Origin of the sequence: Mesonia profundi (assembly GCF_031085155.1) — a bacterium.
GTDB classification, from domain to species: domain Bacteria; phylum Bacteroidota; class Bacteroidia; order Flavobacteriales; family Flavobacteriaceae; genus Mesonia; species Mesonia profundi.
On sequence record NZ_JAVHUL010000003.1, the window covers coordinates 58788 to 76534 of the forward strand.

At 36.8% G+C, this 17747-nt stretch carries 17 protein-coding genes; 13 read left to right on the plus strand and 4 right to left on the minus strand.

What is annotated here, in order from left to right; all coding sequences use genetic code 11:
- Nucleotides 1-28 precede the first annotated feature (28 nt).
- Nucleotides 29-1378, plus strand: coding sequence for a dihydrolipoyl dehydrogenase family protein (locus RBU60_RS01930; protein WP_308862939.1), 1350 nt, complete (start codon nt 29-31; stop codon nt 1376-1378).
- A 255-nt stretch (nt 1379-1633) separates the two neighbouring features.
- On the opposite strand, the gene thiL is transcribed toward RBU60_RS01930, so the two are convergent.
- Entirely contained in the window at nt 1634-2692 is a 1059-nt protein-coding gene (gene thiL, locus RBU60_RS01935) for a thiamine-phosphate kinase (protein ID WP_308862940.1), read from the minus strand.
- A 197-nt stretch (nt 2693-2889) separates the two neighbouring features.
- A complete protein-coding gene (locus tag RBU60_RS01940) occupies nt 2890-3396 on the minus strand; it encodes a hypothetical protein (protein ID WP_308862941.1) in 507 nt (168 codons plus the stop codon).
- 632 nt (nt 3397-4028) lie between these two features.
- On the opposite strand from RBU60_RS01940, the gene RBU60_RS01945 reads away from it, so the two are divergent.
- From RBU60_RS01945 to RBU60_RS02000, 12 genes are all read left to right on the plus strand, one after another.
- On the plus strand, nt 4029-4358 hold the full coding sequence (locus RBU60_RS01945) for a HesB/IscA family protein (RefSeq protein ID WP_308862942.1): 330 nt from the start codon (nt 4029-4031) through the stop codon (nt 4356-4358).
- A gap of 27 nt (nt 4359-4385) precedes the next feature.
- Complete coding sequence (locus RBU60_RS01950) at nt 4386-4757, plus strand: four helix bundle protein (protein WP_308862943.1); 372 nt, start codon at nt 4386-4388, stop codon at nt 4755-4757.
- Nucleotides 4758-4791: 34 nt separating this feature from the next.
- On the plus strand, nt 4792-6240 hold the full coding sequence (gene sufB / locus RBU60_RS01955) for a Fe-S cluster assembly protein SufB (protein WP_308862944.1): 1449 nt from the start codon (nt 4792-4794) through the stop codon (nt 6238-6240).
- An 11-nt stretch (nt 6241-6251) separates the two neighbouring features.
- The gene (locus RBU60_RS01960; protein WP_308862946.1) at nt 6252-6662 is read left to right on the plus strand and encodes a hypothetical protein; all 411 of its coding nucleotides are present in this window, start codon (nt 6252-6254) and stop codon (nt 6660-6662) included.
- Between the two features lie 2 nt (nt 6663-6664).
- On the plus strand, nt 6665-7423 hold the full coding sequence (gene sufC / locus RBU60_RS01965; RefSeq protein WP_308862947.1) for a Fe-S cluster assembly ATPase SufC: 759 nt from the start codon (nt 6665-6667) through the stop codon (nt 7421-7423).
- Between the two features lie 70 nt (nt 7424-7493).
- On the plus strand, nt 7494-8810 hold the full coding sequence (sufD, locus tag RBU60_RS01970; protein ID WP_308862948.1) for a Fe-S cluster assembly protein SufD: 1317 nt from the start codon (nt 7494-7496) through the stop codon (nt 8808-8810).
- 37 nt (nt 8811-8847) lie between these two features.
- Nucleotides 8848-10062 (plus strand): aminotransferase class V-fold PLP-dependent enzyme, encoded by a 1215-nt coding sequence (locus RBU60_RS01975; protein ID WP_308862949.1) that lies wholly within the window; start codon nt 8848-8850, stop codon nt 10060-10062.
- The gene (locus tag RBU60_RS01980; protein ID WP_308862950.1) at nt 10059-10457 is read left to right on the plus strand and encodes an META domain-containing protein; all 399 of its coding nucleotides are present in this window, start codon (nt 10059-10061) and stop codon (nt 10455-10457) included. The genes RBU60_RS01975 and RBU60_RS01980 overlap by 4 nt, the downstream gene beginning before the upstream one ends.
- Before the next feature lie 52 nt (nt 10458-10509).
- Nucleotides 10510-10887 (plus strand): SufE family protein, encoded by a 378-nt coding sequence (locus RBU60_RS01985; protein WP_308863018.1) that lies wholly within the window; start codon nt 10510-10512, stop codon nt 10885-10887.
- A gap of 11 nt (nt 10888-10898) precedes the next feature.
- On the plus strand, nt 10899-11225 hold the full coding sequence (locus RBU60_RS01990; RefSeq protein WP_308862951.1) for an SUF system Fe-S cluster assembly protein: 327 nt from the start codon (nt 10899-10901) through the stop codon (nt 11223-11225).
- An 8-nt stretch (nt 11226-11233) separates the two neighbouring features.
- Nucleotides 11234-11746: a DUF2480 family protein gene (locus RBU60_RS01995; protein WP_308862952.1), complete on the plus strand. Its 513-nt coding sequence runs from the start codon at nt 11234-11236 to the stop codon at nt 11744-11746.
- 65 nt (nt 11747-11811) lie between these two features.
- A complete protein-coding gene (locus RBU60_RS02000) occupies nt 11812-12750 on the plus strand; it encodes a DUF3078 domain-containing protein (RefSeq protein ID WP_308862953.1) in 939 nt (312 codons plus the stop codon).
- A gap of 104 nt (nt 12751-12854) precedes the next feature.
- Here RBU60_RS02000 and RBU60_RS02005 read toward each other — a convergent pair whose 3' ends face one another.
- Both RBU60_RS02005 and RBU60_RS02010 read right to left on the minus strand, forming a co-directional pair.
- Complete coding sequence (locus tag RBU60_RS02005; protein ID WP_308862954.1) at nt 12855-14117, minus strand: T9SS type A sorting domain-containing protein; 1263 nt, start codon at nt 14115-14117, stop codon at nt 12855-12857.
- 162 nt (nt 14118-14279) lie between these two features.
- The gene (locus RBU60_RS02010) at nt 14280-17747 is read right to left on the minus strand and encodes an efflux RND transporter permease subunit (RefSeq protein WP_308862955.1); all 3468 of its coding nucleotides are present in this window, start codon (nt 17745-17747) and stop codon (nt 14280-14282) included.

Here is a 17747-nt window from a genome sequence, read left to right on the forward strand (position 1 = left end):
TATCTTTTGTTTTTAAAAATTTAGACACATGAAAGAGTACGATGTATTGGTTATAGGAACAGGAACTGCGGGAAAAACCGTGGCTAAAGCTTGTGTAAAAGCAGGAAAAAAAGTGGCTATTGCCGATAATCGCGAATTTGGCGGTACTTGCGCCAACAGAGGTTGTGACCCTAAAAAAGTACTCGTGGGGCTTTCGGAAATATTGGATCGCTCACAAAAAATGATGGGAAAAGGGATTACCAAAATGCCCGAGTTTAGCTGGGAAGATTTACAGCAATACAAAAGAAAGTTTGTAGATGCTGTTCCCGCTGCGACAGAAAGTGATTTGAAGGCTTTAAGTATTCATATGTATCATCAGTCGCCTCAGTTTTTAGATGAAAACACACTTTCTGTAGAAGGAAAAACCGTACGTGCGAAAAAGATTGTGATCGCGACAGGAAATAAACCACTCGAATTGAAAATTCCTGGAAGAGATCTGGCTTTGCTTAGCGATGATTTTCTAGATCTCCCCAAACTACCCGAAAGCATGATTTTTATTGGCGCAGGTTATATTGGGATGGAGTTTGCTCATATTGCCGCGAGAATGGGCGTAAAAGTAACTATGATAGATATGTCCCCGAGACCGCTTACCAATTTTGATGAAGCCATTGTAAACCCTTTAACCCAAGCTTCAAAAGATTTGGGAATTGAGTTTATTTTTAACGCCGGAGTGAGTAAAGTTGAAAAATTGCAGAAATACTTCCGCGTAAGCGCAAAACAAGGCGATAAAATTATTGAAGCTAAAGCTGAATTGGTGTTTAACACCGCCGGTAGAGTGCCTTCTATAGATGAATTAGACTTAGAGAAAGGAAACGTAAGCTTTACCAAAAAAGGGGTGAGTGTAGATAAACACCTGCAAAATCCCAGCAATAAAAATGTCTATGCTTGCGGCGATGTGTCAGATAGTGAAGGCTTGCCTTTAACTCCGCTGTCATCCCAAGAAGCCAAAGTAGTGATCTCGCAGCTCATTGGGAAAAGCGTAAAGGAAGAAGCTACATACCCACCACAACCATCGGTGGTGTTTACAAGTCCGCAATTGGCATCTGTCGGACTTTCAGAAGCCGAGGCTAAAGCAAAAGGATATGAAATTGTGGTAGAAGAAAAAATGGATCTGAATTGGTTTAATGCCAAACGTATTAACGAACGTCATTATGGTTATAAAACCATTGTGGACAAGAAAACCAAAAAGATTTTGGGCGCTCATATTATAAGTCCGGAGGCTGGCGGAATCATTAATTTATTTACGATAGCCATTTGCAGCGGACTGACGTGCGAGGATTTGAAAGCCATGATTTTTGCTTATCCTACTTGGGGAAATGATATTAAGGGGATGGTTTGAAATAGTAATTAGTATTGAGTATTGAGATTTTAGTAGTGAGAGGTAAGTGGAAAGTGAAAAAATCTTCAATCTCCGATTAATAGGATTTCTCCTTTTATTGAAACTAATGAGTGGTGAGTGATATATATACTACTCAATACTATTTATCTAAAATCTCTGGCCTTATGTCAATACATGGAAGGTCAGCTCGAAAGAATTCATTTTGAAGAGCCAGATCGAGATTTTTGATTTAATAAAAACATTTTCTAAATGGAATTAATCCTCTTCTTTTTCGTCGTCAAAAGAATTCCAGCCTTGAGCTTTGATCGGGATTTTTTGATTGCCTCTAGTGACCAAGTGCATGCCTTCGCGTTCTTCGGTGATATGTCCAACGATGGTAAGGTTAGGATTTGCTTTGATCTTATCAAAATCTTTCTGATCTACAGTAAATAAAAGTTCGTAATCCTCGCCTCCATTTAAAGCGATGGTGGTGCTATCGATGTTAAATTCTTCACACACCGAAATCACTGCAGGATCTAAAGGTATTTTTTCTTCAAAAATATTAGCGCCTACCTTAGAGCTCTTACAAATATGAATCACTTCAGAAGAAAGTCCGTCGCTAATATCAATCATACTGGTAGGTTGCACTTCTAAAGCCGCCAATAGATCTGGAATGTCTTTTCTGGCTTCTGGCTTTAATTGTCTTTCAACCAAATACGCGTAAGGTTCTAAATCGGGTTGGGCGTTAGGGTTCACTTTAAAGACTTGCTTTTCGCGTTCCAAGACTTGTAATCCCATATAGGCCGCTCCTAAATCGCCAGTGACCACTAGTAAATCATTAGGCTTAGCGCCATCTCGTGAGGTCACTTTTTTAGGATCTACTCTTCCTAAAGCGGTAATGCTAATCACTAATCCCGAAGTGGAAGAAGTGGTGTCACCACCTACCACATCTACTTTGTAGGTTTTTGCCGCTAGTGTAATTCCCGCATAAAGCTCTTCTAAAGCCTCTACCGGAAAACGATTGGAAGCCGCAATAGAAACGGTGATTTGAGTCGCTTCGGCATTCATAGCATACACATCAGATAGGTTCACCATTACGGCTTTGTATCCCAAGTGCTTCAACGGCATATAAGCCAAGTCAAAATGAACGCCTTCTACCAGCATATCTGTAGTGACTACGGTTGCCTCATCTTTGTGATGAATAACGGCAGCATCATCTCCAATTCCTTTAAGGGTTGAAGGTTGATAGATTTCTACGAATCGGGTAAGGTGATCAATAAGACCAAACTCTCCTAATTCAGATAAACTTGTTTTGGGGCTATTATCTTCGAACATATGCTTTCTCTATAAAGTAAATGAATAGACGGCAAAAATAAGAGTTTTCGATAGATTAAACAGTCAAAATAATATAAAGTATAGTTTACAAGTGTTTTTCCTTAATTACGTTTTTAATTGTTTTGCTGAGTTTTAAATCTAGACTCTCTGGAGAAGCTTGTCCGTAAAATTTTGTCGGGTTAAATCTTGATGCGGAATTAATCTTTATCCAAATACAGTAGAGGGATAACTTTATCTCTTGTGACAACATTTGGGTCTTCGATGAGTAAAGCTTTTGGGTTTTTTCCTTTTGCAAAAGCCGGATGAAACTCCATTAAAAATGATCTTTCCTTATTGGCACTTAATGTTCTTTGCCTAATTTGAATATTGCGGCCATAAGCCTTTCCATATTGCATAACAAAATGCACTTTGTATTTTAGGTTTTTATCATTGAGGAGATAAAACTTACTAAAATCGATGGTTTGTTCCATGTTAGAATGATTATTAAATTTAATAATCATTCTTTTAAATCGAGATCCCTTCTTGGTAATATAAGTAGTGTCGGTAATTGAGGGGGTAACGTTTTCTGTCATTGAAATATTAGCCATTGCTTTAATTTCAAAAGTAATATCGTCTGAGTATTCATAGGTCTTATCTTCAAACTTTTGAACTCCGCAAGAGAGTAAAATAAGCGAGGTAATCACGTAGAGTATTTGTTTTTTCATAAAATAGGAATTTCGTTTTTTGTTTTAATAAATATAATCATTGTTGGCTGATAAAGAACCAAGACTGCTGGGCTGTTAGAACTAAGAACCAAAATATAATTGTTCCCAATTGATAAACAGTAATTTTTTAGTCAAAATAATCCTATCGTCCTCGATAAATCATTTTAGATTTCATAGCCTCAAAGGGTCATCAGCTTTATGCTATTTTAAATCGGACACTGATACATACAATTAAAAAATTATTGTATCCATTTAAACTTCTAAATTGATTTTGTCTTTATTGAGTCTATAAAAATAGGAAGCATATGCTTCATGATTACGACTGGAATGAATTGTATGGCACGGTTTCCGTAAAAAATTTAAAATATCTTGTAACCAGCTATTTTTTAGAATTTTAGAAGAGTTTGTTATTTAAGTCTGTCTTTTTAAGATGTAAGTTCAAAGCAGTAAAACAAAGTGGTTAGTCTATGTAAAGTACTGACTTGGCAGTTGGTCTAATTTCTCAAATGATTACCTTTAAAAATTATAGCCAAATCCTATTAAACAATAACATATATTAATCTATGCAAATATGGTATTCAGGTTCTTATATTGTATATTTGCTTCTTAATTAGAATTAATTTAAATAAAGCATGATAAAGGTTAGTCAAGAAGCTAAAATAAAGCTGGGTCATTTGATGGCAGAGGAAGGTTTTGACTCCCAGAAGGACTTTGTTCGTGTAGGTGTTAAAAGCGGTGGCTGCTCTGGTTTATCTTACGATTTAAACTTTGATCAAACTCGAGTAGATGAAGATAAGGTGTTTGAAGATAACGGAATACAGCTTATCGTAGATAAAAAAAGCTTTTTATACCTGTTGGGAACCGTTTTAGAATATTCGGGAGGCCTTAACGGAAAAGGATTTGTATTTAATAATCCTAATGCACAAAGAACTTGTGGTTGCGGAGAGAGTTTCTCTCTATAAATAGTTTGAAAGTGAAAAGTTGAAGGTATGGCAAGGTTTAGTTCTTTTGAAGAAATAGATTCTTGGAAGAAAGCAAGGGAGTTAAATAAAGAAATATATCAACTAACGAGTAAAGCCAATTCTTTTTCGAAAGATTTTGCGCTAAGAGACCAAATACGAAGATCGAGTATTTCAATTTCTTCCAATATTGCCGAAGGATTTGAAAGAGAAACCAATAAAGAGTTTATTAGGTTTCTATATATAGCTAAAGCATCTGCTGGAGAATTTCGTTCTCAATTGTATTTAGCTTATGATTTAAAATATGTTGATGAAGAGCAGTTTGAAATGTTAAACATAAAAGTTACGGAGATATCAAAAATGATAAGTGGACTGATAAGTTATTTATCAAAAGCACTTTAAAACTTGATAACTTGATAGCTTTAAAACTTTAAAAATGAATAAGTTTACAGAAGACGACTTAAGAGAAGAATTAAAGACCAAAGAGTATGAGTATGGGTTTTATACTGATGTAGAATCTGATACGTTCCCCGTGGGCTTAAATGAAGATGTTGTAAGAGCTATTTCTAAGAAAAAGGAAGAGCCAGAGTGGATGACTGAATGGCGTTTGGAAGCCTTCCGAGTTTGGCAGAAAATGGAGGAGCCAGATTGGGCTAACGTACATTACGAGAAGCCAGATTTTCAGAATATATCTTACTATTCTGCGCCTAATAATAAACCCAAATACGACAGTATTGATGATGTAGATCCAGAGTTGCTGGATACCTTCAAGCGGTTAGGGATTTCTTTAGATGAACAAAAGAAATTAGCGGGAGTAGCAGTAGATGTGGTGATGGATTCCGTTTCGGTAACTACAACCTTTAAAAAGTCCTTAGCGGAAAAAGGAATTATTTTCTGTCCTATTTCTGAAGCGATTAGAGAGCATCCAGAATTGGTGAAAAAATATTTAGGGACGGTAGTGCCTACTTCAGACAATTTTTATGCCGCGTTAAATTCGGCGGTATTTAGTGATGGTTCTTTTTGTTACATTCCAAAAGGCGTAAGATGCCCTATGGAATTGTCTACCTACTTTAGAATCAACCAAGCCGGCACCGGTCAGTTTGAAAGAACTTTGGTGGTGGCAGATGAATCGAGTTATGTAAGTTATTTAGAAGGATGTACTGCGCCAAGTAGAGATGAAAATCAGTTACACGCGGCGGTAGTAGAATTGATCGCTTTAGATGACGCCGAGATTAAATACAGTACCGTTCAAAACTGGTACCCAGGAAATGCGGAAGGAAAAGGAGGAGTTTTCAACTTTGTAACCAAAAGAGGTTTGTGTGAAGATCGTGCAAAAATTAGCTGGACGCAGGTAGAAACTGGAAGTGCCGTAACTTGGAAGTATCCTAGTTGTATCTTAAAAGGAGATTACTCGATTGGGGAATTTTATTCTATCGCAGTAACCAATAACTTTCAGCAGGCAGATACGGGAACCAAAATGATTCATTTGGGGAAAAATACCAAGAGTACTATTATCTCTAAAGGAATTTCTGCAGGAAACTCACAAAACTCCTATAGAGGATTGGTGCAGATTAACAGCAGAGCAGAAAATGCAAGAAACTTCTCACAATGTGATTCCCTATTAATGGGTAACGAGTGTGGAGCGCATACCTTCCCCTATATTGAAGCTAAAAATAAATCGGCTATCGTAGAACACGAAGCAACCACGAGTAAGATTGGGGAAGATCAACTTTTCTACTGTAACCAACGAGGGATTGATACCGAAAAGGCTATTGCCTTAATCGTAAATGGTTTTAGTAAAGAGGTGCTGAATAAACTCCCTATGGAATTTGCAGTTGAAGCTCAAAAATTATTAGAAATTTCATTAGAAGGATCTGTAGGATAAAAACGTAAGATATGAGAAAGGCATTTATGATCACCAGCTTATTGGCTGTCTTCTTTATAGGATGTAAACAAGACGCTAAAAAAGAAGAAGTAAAAGAAAACGATACTACGCAAGTAGAGGAGATCAAGAAAACAGATGGACTCGTAGCTTTGCAAGGTGAGTTTATCTATATAGCCGATGCTGCAGTATTAAAAGGAAATGACTTTATCTACGGCGTTGAATTAGATTCGATGAGTATGAAATTAGCCGAAGAGGTAAAACCATTAAAAAGAGAAGACTTTGATATGGTTCCTGTGATGGTAAAAGCAAAAGTAAAACCCAATCCGGCAAAAGAAGGATGGGATCAAATTATAGAAATTAAAGAAATTTTAAAAGTTTCGGCTCCAACGGGAGAAGAAGCGATTAAAGTAAAAGGAAAATAAAGATGTTAAAAATAAAGAATTTACACGCAAGTGTTGAAGGTAAAGAGATATTAAAAGGAATCAACCTAGAGATTAATGCGGGAGAAGTACACGCTATTATGGGGCCTAACGGTTCTGGTAAGAGTACGTTGGCTTCCGTAATTGCTGGTAAAGAAGAATACGAGCAAACTAAAGGAGAGATCATTTTAGAAGATGAAGAAATCTCTGAGTTGGAAGCCGATGAACGTGCGCACAAAGGAGTGTTTATGTCATTTCAATATCCTGTAGAAATCCCTGGAGTTTCAGTCACCAATTTTATGAAGACGGCGATTAACGAAACTAGAAAAGCGCAAGGCTTAGAGGATATGCCAGCAAAAGAGATGCTGAAAAAGATTCGGGAAAAATCTGAATTGTTAGAGATTGATCGTAAATTTTTATCGAGATCTCTTAATGAAGGTTTTTCGGGAGGAGAGAAAAAACGAAACGAGATTTTTCAAATGGCGATGTTAGAGCCAAAACTCTCTATCCTAGATGAAACCGATTCTGGATTAGATATCGATGCGCTTCGTATCGTTTCTAACGGAGTGAATAAATTGAGAAGTAAAGACAATGCGGTGGTTGTGATTACCCACTACCAGCGTTTGTTAGATTATATCGTGCCAGATCATGTACACGTATTGCTTGACGGAAGGATTGTAAGATCTGGAGGAAAAGAATTGGCACATAAATTAGAAGAGCAAGGTTACGACTGGATCAAAGAAGAAGTGAAAGTAGAGGGCTAAAAAGTTTCTCATTAACGTAAAATTGTAACAACATCAATTCCCTTTCTAGGGAGCAAAGTCAAGATTACCCATGGAATTAAAAGATAAATTAATCTCTTCTTTTTTTGCTTTTGAAGAGCAAGTAGATGTCAATAACGACGTGCATCAATTGCGAACTAAAGCCATTAAAGATTTTGAAACAATTGGTTTTCCTCGTAAAAAGGAAGAAGATTGGAAATACACTTCTTTAAATTCAATCTTAAAAGAAGATTACAGCCTTTTTCCTAAAAAGGAGAGCGCTATAGACTATAATGACGTCAAGAAATACTTTATTCATGATATAGACACCTATTGCATTGTATTTATAGATGGGATTTATTCTTCCCAACTGTCAAATACGACGCACGATAAAATAGATGCGTGTTTAATGTCGTCTGCATTACATAGCCCTAAATATAAGGCTATCATTGATAATTATTTTGATAAAATCACTCCAAAAGACTCTGGCTTAAATGCGTTGAATACCGCATTTTCTAAAGAAGGAGCATTTATCAATATTCCTAAAAATACGATGGCAGATCGGCCTATTCAAATCCTTAATTTTTCAACGGGAAGTGAAGCAGCCTTAATGGTTCAGCCAAGAAATTTAATTGTAGTAGGAGAAAATTCCCACGTTCAAATTATTGAACGTCACCAGAGTTTAACCGAGAATCCTGTTTTAACGAATTCGGTTACCGAAATTTATGCCGAAAAAAGAGCGCAATTAGATTATTATAAAATTCAGAATGATAAGGGTTCTGCTTCTTTAATTGATAGCACTTACGTGGAACAAAAACAGGAAAGTTTCTGCTCAGTACATACCTTTTCTTTTGGAGGAAAATTAGTGCGTAACAACCTGCAATTCTTTCAACGTGGAGAACGAATAGATTCTACCATGAAAGGAATCACGATTACCGAAGGGAAACAACATATAGATCACAATACCTTGGTGCATCATATAGAACCTAACTGCGAAAGTCATCAAGACTACAAGGGGATCTATGGAGATAAATCTACAGGCGTTTTTAATGGAAAGGTGCTCGTAGAAAAAGAAGCACAAAAAACCAATGCTTTTCAAAGTAACAACAATATTTTGGTAAGCGATAAAGCGACCATCAACTCTAAGCCACAGCTAGAGATTTTTGCAGATGATGTAAAATGTAGCCACGGTTGTACCATTGGTCAGTTAGATGAAGAAGCGATGTTTTACTTAAAAACTCGTGGAATTCCTGCTAAAGAAGCTCGGGCTTTGTTGATGTATGCTTTTGCTAATAATGTACTGGATAGTGTGAAAATTCCAGAAATCAAACAACGTATCAACAAACTGATCGCCAACAAATTGAATGTAAATTTAGGATTTGATTTGTAATCAAATCAGTAGTAATAATGCATCATAAAAACATGCCATGATAGATATTGATAAAATCCGTAAAGATTTTCCTATTCTCTCACGGAAAGTGAACGGGAAGCCTTTGGTGTATTTTGATAATGCCGCCACTTCGCAAACGCCACAACAAGTTATTGATGTGATCGTAGATTATTACCAAAATTACAACGCCAACATTCATCGTGGCGTTCATAGCCTTTCGCAAGAAGCGACCGATGCTTATGAGGAAGCCAGAGAAAAGATAAGAGCGCATTTTAATGTCAAGCATAAAGAGGAGATTATTTTTACTGCAGGGACTACCCATGGCATTAATCTAGTAGCCAACGGATTCTCTTCTTTGATCAAAAAAGGAGATGAGGTGCTGGTTTCGGCATTAGAACATCACTCTAATATTGTTCCTTGGCAGATGCTTTGTGAAAGAACGGGCGCTAAATTAAAGGTGATTCCTATGACGCAAGAAGGGGAGTTAGATAAGCTCGCTTTCGCGGAATTGTTTACAGAAAAAACCAAATTGGTGTTTGTAAATCATGTTTCCAATGCCTTAGGAACCATCAATCCCATTAAAGAAATTATTGCCAAAGCAAAAGAAGTTGGTGCTGCCGTTTTATTAGATGGCGCACAAGCAGCTCCGCACATAAAAGCAGATGTTCAAGTGCTAGATGTCGACTTTTACGTCGTTTCTGCACATAAAATGTGTGGTCCCACAGGAGTTGGTATTCTTTACGGAAAAAAAGACTGGTTAGAAAAACTACCCCCTTACCAAGGAGGCGGAGAAATGATTGACCAAGTGACCTTTGAAAAAACGACTTACGCTGGCTTACCTCACAAATTTGAAGCAGGTACGCCCAATATTTGTGGCGGAATCGCTTTTGGAGTGGCATTAGATTATATGAATGAGATAGGTTTCGACAAGATTGCTGCCTATGAACATGAACTATTAGTTTACGGGACACAAGAATTATTAAAAATAGAAGGATTAAGAATTTACGGAACTTCCGCAGAAAAAACGGCTGTGATTTCGTTCAATATTGAAGGTCTTCACCCTTACGATATCGGTACTATTGTAGATAAATTAGGGGTGGCGGTAAGAACAGGTCATCATTGCGCTCAACCTATTATGGATTATTATAAGATTCCGGGAACGGTAAGAGCTTCTTTTTCTTTTTACAATACCAAAGAGGAGATTGATGTCTTGGTAGAGAGTGTGAAAAAAGCAAAAATGATGTTGTCATGAGGTATTTAGGAATTCTTTTGGTTATTTTTTTGGGAATGAATGCTTGTAAAGCACCTAAGAGAGCTATGGTAGAATTGCCATTGGGAAAGTACGATGTCATTAATCTTTACGGGGAATCTATAGATGATAAAGCCCGTGTAGATATGAATTTTGACAGTCAGTTAAAACGGGTCACCGGAAGTACGGGCTGTAATAAATATTCAGCTCCCATGATTATGGAAGAGGGGAGTCTTATCATAGGAAATGCGATGGTGACCGAAATGTACTGTACGTTTATGCCTATAGAATCTAAGTTCTTAAAAGCTATGGTTGAAGTAGCATCTTATCAATATGAAGCCGATGAGATTTTACTGTTAGATGAAAATAAAAATGTAATTTTAAAAGGAAAAAAATAAGCGATTGGAAAGTATAAAAAATATCCAAGAAGAGATTGTCGATGAGTTTTCAATGTTCGAAGACTGGATGCAACGGTATGAATATATGATCGATTTAGGAAAGTCCCTTCCTTTAATAGATGAGTCTCACAAAATAGAGGAGAATTTAATTAAAGGTTGCCAGAGTAAAGTGTGGCTTAACGCTGAATTAAATGACGATAAAGTGGTTTTTACGGCAGATAGCGACGCGATTATTACCAAGGGAATTGTTGCGATTTTAATCCGTTCGTTTACGAATCAAAAACCTCAGGCAATTATCGATGCCGATACCCATTTTATTGATGAAATTGGGTTAAAAGAACATTTATCACCTACCAGAGCTAATGGTTTGGTGAGTATGGTTAAACAAATAAAAATGTATGCATTGGCTTATCAAGCCAAGCTCAATTAAACAAAAGAATTATGGCTATAGAAGCAATAGATACCAATGAGTTAGGAGAAAAAGTCGTAGAGGTTATCAAAACCATCTTTGACCCAGAAATTCCTGTAGATATATACGAATTAGGATTGATTTATGACGTTTTTGTGAATGAACACTACGACGTTAAAGTCTTGATGACCTTAACAACTCCTAATTGTCCCGTAGCAGAATCTCTTCCGCAGGAAGTAGAAGAAAGAATCAAGTCTATAGACAAAGTAAATGATGTGGAGGTAGAGATTACTTTTGATCCCCCTTGGACGCAAGAGTTGATGAGCGAAGAAGCAAAACTAGAATTAGGAATGCTTTAATTTTATTTATGGACGAAATCATCAATAAAGTCGCCAACAGTAAATTAATTACGGTTAATTTAGAAGATTACTATTTAGCGGGTAACCGAGAGCAGATTGACATTAGTCAATGGCTTTATGAAGGCTTTGTGCTTCGTGAAAAAGAGTTTAGGGCTACCTTAAAAGAGTATGATTGGTCAGTATACAATAACACGTTGGTAGCACTTTCTTGCAGTACGGATGCTATTATTCCTTCGTGGGCTTACATTTTAATCACGACCTACCTTCAGCCTTATGCAAAAAAAATAGTAGTAGGTGATTTACCAGCTTTAGAGTCTATTCTATATGCAGAAAAACTGCAACAAGAAGATTGGTCTCACTTAAAAGATAAAATGGTGATAATTAAAGGCTGTAGTAGTAAGCCTGTGCCAGAAAATGCCTATTTACTTTTGGCTCAATACCTGCAACCTATGGTTAAGAGTTTGATGTTTGGTGAGGCTTGTTCTTCCGTTCCTCTCTACAAAAAGCCAAAATTGTCTTAAATTTATTTCCTTAAATTGCTAAAACACTTATGTTTGCCGCAAATTTGAAAATTAATTATTGCGACATGAAAAAAGTATTATTTAGTCTCTTAGTGCTGTTTACAGCCAATCAAGTTATTTACGCTCAAGAAGAGGAGAAAGAAGAAAGACCAGATGGTTGGGTAGGTTCTGGAGACGTTTCTTTATTGTTTAATCAAGCGGCTTTTAATAATGAATGGCAAGGAGGAGGTACTTCTAACTATGCTGGAAATCTTAACCTAACTTATGAGTTAAATTACAAAAAAGAAGACATTACTTGGGACAATAGATTATTAGCAGATTACGGACTTACTAAAAGTAAGGATCAAGAATTTACGCGTAAAACCAATGATCGTCTAGAGCTAAATTCTATCGTAGGGAAGCAGGTCAACGAATCTAATTGGTATTACTCTTTTTTCTTAAACTTTAAAACTCAATTCTCTAAAGGTTACGAGTATAGTGATGTAGACGTTTTAGATCCTATCTCTGGAGATGTAATAGGACAAGAAGAAATAAGAACAGAAACTACTCATTTCTTATCTCCGGGTTATTTACAAGCAGGACCTGGCATGTTATGGAAAAAGGATGATAACTTAAGTGTAAACATCGCTCCAGCAACAGCAAGACTTATTTTTGTAGATGATGCTTTTACAAGTACTCCAGGATATACAGATGGTGATTACTACGGAGTAGATCAGGGAGAATCAACAAGATTTGAATTTGGCGCATCTATAAGTGCTTACGCAAAATTCAAGTTGGTAGAGAATGTTACTTTTGAAAATATCTTAAGCTTATATGCTAACTATTTAGAAGATCCTCAAAATGTAGATATCGATTATACAGGAAATATCAATATGAAGATCAACGATTTTCTTTCTGCTAGCTTCATTCTTCAAGCGATTTATGATGATAACGCCGTTAAAGGATTTCAGGTGAGAGAAGTATTGGGAGTTGGGCTAACCTATAAACTTAGCGGAATAAACTAAGTGATACCCACATAGATTTATAAAAAAAGCTTCCGATAAACGGAAGCTTTTTTTGTGGTTTGCTTTTAAGGCTGATATTAATTTCTTCTTTACGGAAGTAAAACTTACTTCTTTATAAATTTAGACGTGTAAGAAGCAGCTTCTGTAGTTATCTTTATAAAGTACATGCCTTGAGGAAGCTTAGAAATATCTATGCTAGCTTCCGCGGAAGCGTTTGCAGTTTGATGCGTAATTTTTTTTCCGTTAAGGTCAGCAATAGAAATTTTGACTTGCTTATAACTCTCTTTCCACTTTAGTGAAATAAAAGTCGAAGCAGGATTAGGGTAAAGACGTACCTCTCGCATCCCAACGTTCTCAAGACTTAAATTAGCTATAGTAATGCTTTTGGTTTTAGTATGGCTTTTACCGCATTTGGTTGTGGTTAATGTCACTATATACTCTCCGGTTGCGGTATAGTTATGAACCGGACTATCATTTGTAGACGTGTTGCTGTCACCAAAATCCCATACTACAGCATCGTAATCGTTGCTGGTATTGGTAAAATTAACTTCGGTATCGTTTATGGTTTCGGTAAAATCTGAAAGTGCTGGATTGATCGTAAAATCCCAATCCGTAATTTCGTCGTATACTATAGTCTTAGTGGCCAATCTTATCGTATTGGCATCGGCCGCAGGTAAACTAGAATCCCAAGTAATTAAACTAGGATCTTTTTTATAAATCATCGTATAAAAAGCGCAGGCTGTGGCATAAGAACCCGCTAGAGAAGGATGTGAGCTGTCGCTCGAATATAAGTTGATGAATGGGTGATTCTCTCGTAGATACCTCCATACGGCACCTGCAGGAGTAACCTCTGCATCATTGTCTTCTGTCATATACATATAGGTATCACGAATAGCATCATCCATATCTTCATAAGTACATACCCACGGTAAATATTCACAATTACTAGCATCTCCATTTTCCCTACCCCAAGTCATGTAAAATAGAGGTTGAGAACATTCATTATTGGCTCTAATCGCGTCGCTTAAAGAAGCTGCGTAAGGATATACCTCGTTTTCCATTTGCGTCTCGCTCAAAGAAGTTTCCTGACTTTGAGCCTGCAAAACCACATAATCCCAATCGTCTGTATTTATTTTATCTAGCGTGTTCGTATTGCTAGCGTGATCCATGAATCGGTAACCTCCTGGGGTGTTCGCATCGCGAATTAAAATATCGTCGGTATTGTTTGCCATTTCTTCTACCAATAAAGGTAAATTGTTTACGGAAGTATAACTATTCCCAATAAATAAAACCTTTTTTGTGGTTTGACTATGAACGGAGATAATACTTAATAAAACAAAAAGAGCGCTGAGTAAAAAATGTTTCATAAGCTGAGGTTAAGTTTATACAAACATAATTCTTTTTTGAAGAATGTCTTAAATGTATAAATGTGAGCTAATGGAATAGATTCTACGGAAAATAAAAAGAGGCAGACTTAAAATGGTTAGTTTTAACTCTGCCTCTGTAGCTTTATGCTTTAGCTTCTTTAATTAAGAAGTTCGTAATTCTTTGCCTCTCTTTTTTCTAAATCTAATTTTTGCTCGGTTGCTCAAGTAGAACATTACCGGAACGATAATTAAAGTTAAGAAGGTCGCGAAAACCAATCCGAAGATTACAGTCCACGCTAAAGGCCCCCAGAAGATCACGTTGTCTCCTCCAATAAATACTTTAGGGTCATAATCTGTGAACAAAGAAAAGAAATCAATGTTTAAACCAACCGCCAACGGAATTAAACCTAAAACTGTAGTAATTGCCGTAAGCAATACTGGTCTTAGACGAGATTTTCCTCCCGCTACAATCACTTCGAAATACTCTTTTCTCGTTAAAAGATCTTCGTCTTCTATGCTGAGGTCTTGTTTTTTACGATCTATGAGAATTTGAGTATAATCAATGAGTACAATGGCGTTGTTTACCACAATTCCCGCCAAGGAAATAATTCCCATCATGGTCATAATAATCACAAAATCCATTTGGAAAACGATAAGCCCTAAGAATACTCCAGCTAAACTCAAAACTACCGCCATTAAAATAATGATAGGTTTTGAGAGCGAGTTGAATTGTGCTACCAAGATGAGTAAAATTCCGCCAAGGGCAATCATAAGCGCTTTTACCAAGAAAGCCATATTATCTTCTTTCTCTTCTTCTTCTCCTGTAAACTTATAACTAATGTCGCTAGGAATTTCGTAATTTTTAAGTTCAGACTTTAAGTGTTTTACAATTTCTCCGCCATTGTAGTCGTTAAGTACATTGGAGTAAATGGTGATCACTCTCTTTAAATCTTTTCTTTTAATAGCACTAAAAGTAGAAGTTTGCTCTTTTTTCACTAAGGTGGAAATAGGCACTTGCACAATCTCTCCCGTATTTTGATTCTTAAAGGTAATAGGCTGGTTGAAAAGCGCATTTTCATTGTACCTAATGTCCTCCTGAAACCTTACGTTGATTTCGTAATCGTCATCTCCTTCTTTGTAGGTAGAAATTTCTTCTCCGTAAATTGCTCTACGTAAAGTTTGACCTACTTGTGAAGAGTTTATTCCTAATCTCCCCGCTTTGTTACGATCTACAGTAACATCTACCTCTGGTTTTGCCTTGTTGATATCAATTTTCAACTCTTCAATCCCATCAATATTAAGATTTTGAATATAAGTACGAATGTCTTCCGCTTCAGCGAGCATCTTATCATAGTCTTCTCCCGTAATCTCTAGATTAATAGGATATCCTGAAGGAGGTCCGGCTGCGTCTTTTTCTACGATGACCGAAGCTCCTGGGAAACCTTTAACCGCATCTCTTACTTCTGTCAAGACCGTACTACTTTTTACGCCGCGCCTAAGGTTAAACTCTCGCATAGAAAGTGTAATTTTTCCTTTGTGTGGCATTTCGTTTTGCTGTCCGCCATCGGTTTGTGGATTCCCAGCACCTTGTCCTACTTGAGAAATAGCCGATTCTACCATATAATTGTAACCATCCTCATCTTCGTACTTTTTGATGGCAGCATAAACTTTGGTTTCAATCTCCTTAGTTAGCTGATTAGTTTTTTCAATATCGGTACCTTCAGGATATTCGATGTAAGTGATAATCTGATTAGGTTGGTTCTCTGGAAAAAACAATACATTGGGTTGTACCAAACCAATAAGCACAAAACTTAGGATGAGCATGATAAAGGTTCCAAAGAAAAACACGTAAGCTTTTCTTCCGCGTAAAGCGAATTTTAAGAAACGTTCATAAAAATCTTCTAACTTTTTTAAAGACTTATACTGAAAGTAATCTACGGCTTTGGCCAAAAATAAACGGTAAACCCACAGTAAAATTGCTGCTAAGATGGCTAAGTTCCCCATTGCTCTTAGGAAACCAGAATCGGTTACAAATCCCATAATTAAGGAGATAAGTCCTGCAATTACTAAAACAGCCGTAATCGTAATCGCTCTTTTTCTTTTTACATCCTCTTCTTCTACCTTCATAAATTGAGAAGTAAGCATGGAATTGATGACCAAAGCCACAAATAAGGAGGAACTTAATACGATAGAAAGGGTGATGGGAAAAATTACCATAAACTTACCAATCGTTCCTGGCCATAATCCCAAGGGGAAAAATGCAGCCAAAGTCGTTGCCGTAGAAGCAATAATAGGCCAGGCGATTTCACCCAAACCTTCTTTTGCTGCTTTAATTCTTGGCACCCCTTGACTCATTAAGGTATATACGTTTTCTACTACCACAATCCCATTATCTACCAGCATTCCTAATCCCATTACCAAGGCGAATAATACCATGGTATTTAGCGTGTAGCCTAAACCGGAAAGAACGATAAAGGATAAAAACATAGATAGCGGAATGGCTATCCCTACGAATAATGCGTTTCTAAAGCCTAGAAAGAACATAAGAACGCCAACCACTAAAATTACCCCAAAAATAATGTTGTTAACCAAATCGTTTACTTGGTTTTCGGTTTTAATAGATTGATCGTTGGTAAGCGAGATGTGTAAGCCTTCTGGGAAATAGTCCTCCTTCTCTTGCGCGATTAGATCTTTAATTTGCTCTACGGCTTCGATCATATTCTTTCCTGCTCGTTTTTTTACATCGAGCATCACTACAGGCTCGCCATATTCTCTAGCGAATGTGGTAGCGTCTTTCTCTTTAAAATTGATATTGGCAATATCTCTTAAGTAAATAGTACCACCTTCTCTCTTTACGATAATGCCTTCTAGCTCTTTAGGGTTATTTATTTCCCCAGTAACCCGAATGTTTTTTTGTACCCCGTTTTGGGTAATATTCCCTCCAGAAATGGTTTTGTTTTCATATTTTACGGCGTTAATAATGTCATCAAAACTTACTTTTGATGCCGTCATTTTATAAATATCTACTGCAATTTCTACCTCTTTATCTTCGGCTCCACGAACGGTGGCTTCTTTAATTTGGGGTAAAAGTTCTATTCTATCCTGTAAATATTCGGCATAATCTTTAAGCTGAGGTACCGTATAGTTTCCCGTAACATTAATGTTTAAAATGGGCATCTCCTCAGATATATTGAGGTCAAACACATTGGGTTCTACTTTGGCACCATTGTCTAAAGTAGGCCACGTAGTCTCTGCTTTACTTAAATCTACTTTATCCTTTACATTAATTTTAGCATCCTGTACAGGAACATCTTCTTCAAACTCTACAATAATAATAGAGTAATCTTGTAGGGTGGTAGACGTAATTTCTTTTACCCCAGCAATATCTTTAAACTCTTCCTCGAGCGGTTCTGTAATAAATTTCTCTACATCTTCAGCCGAGTTCCCCGGGTTAACAGAGCTTACATAAATCTTGGTCTCAACAATTTCTGGAAAAGCCTCCCTAGGCATACTGTAGTATGAGAGTAAGCCGCCCAAGAGAACAATAGCGATAATGACGTAAACGGTCATTTTATTACTAATGGCCCAAGAAGATATAGGGAATTCTTTATAGGTGTTTTTATTAGACAT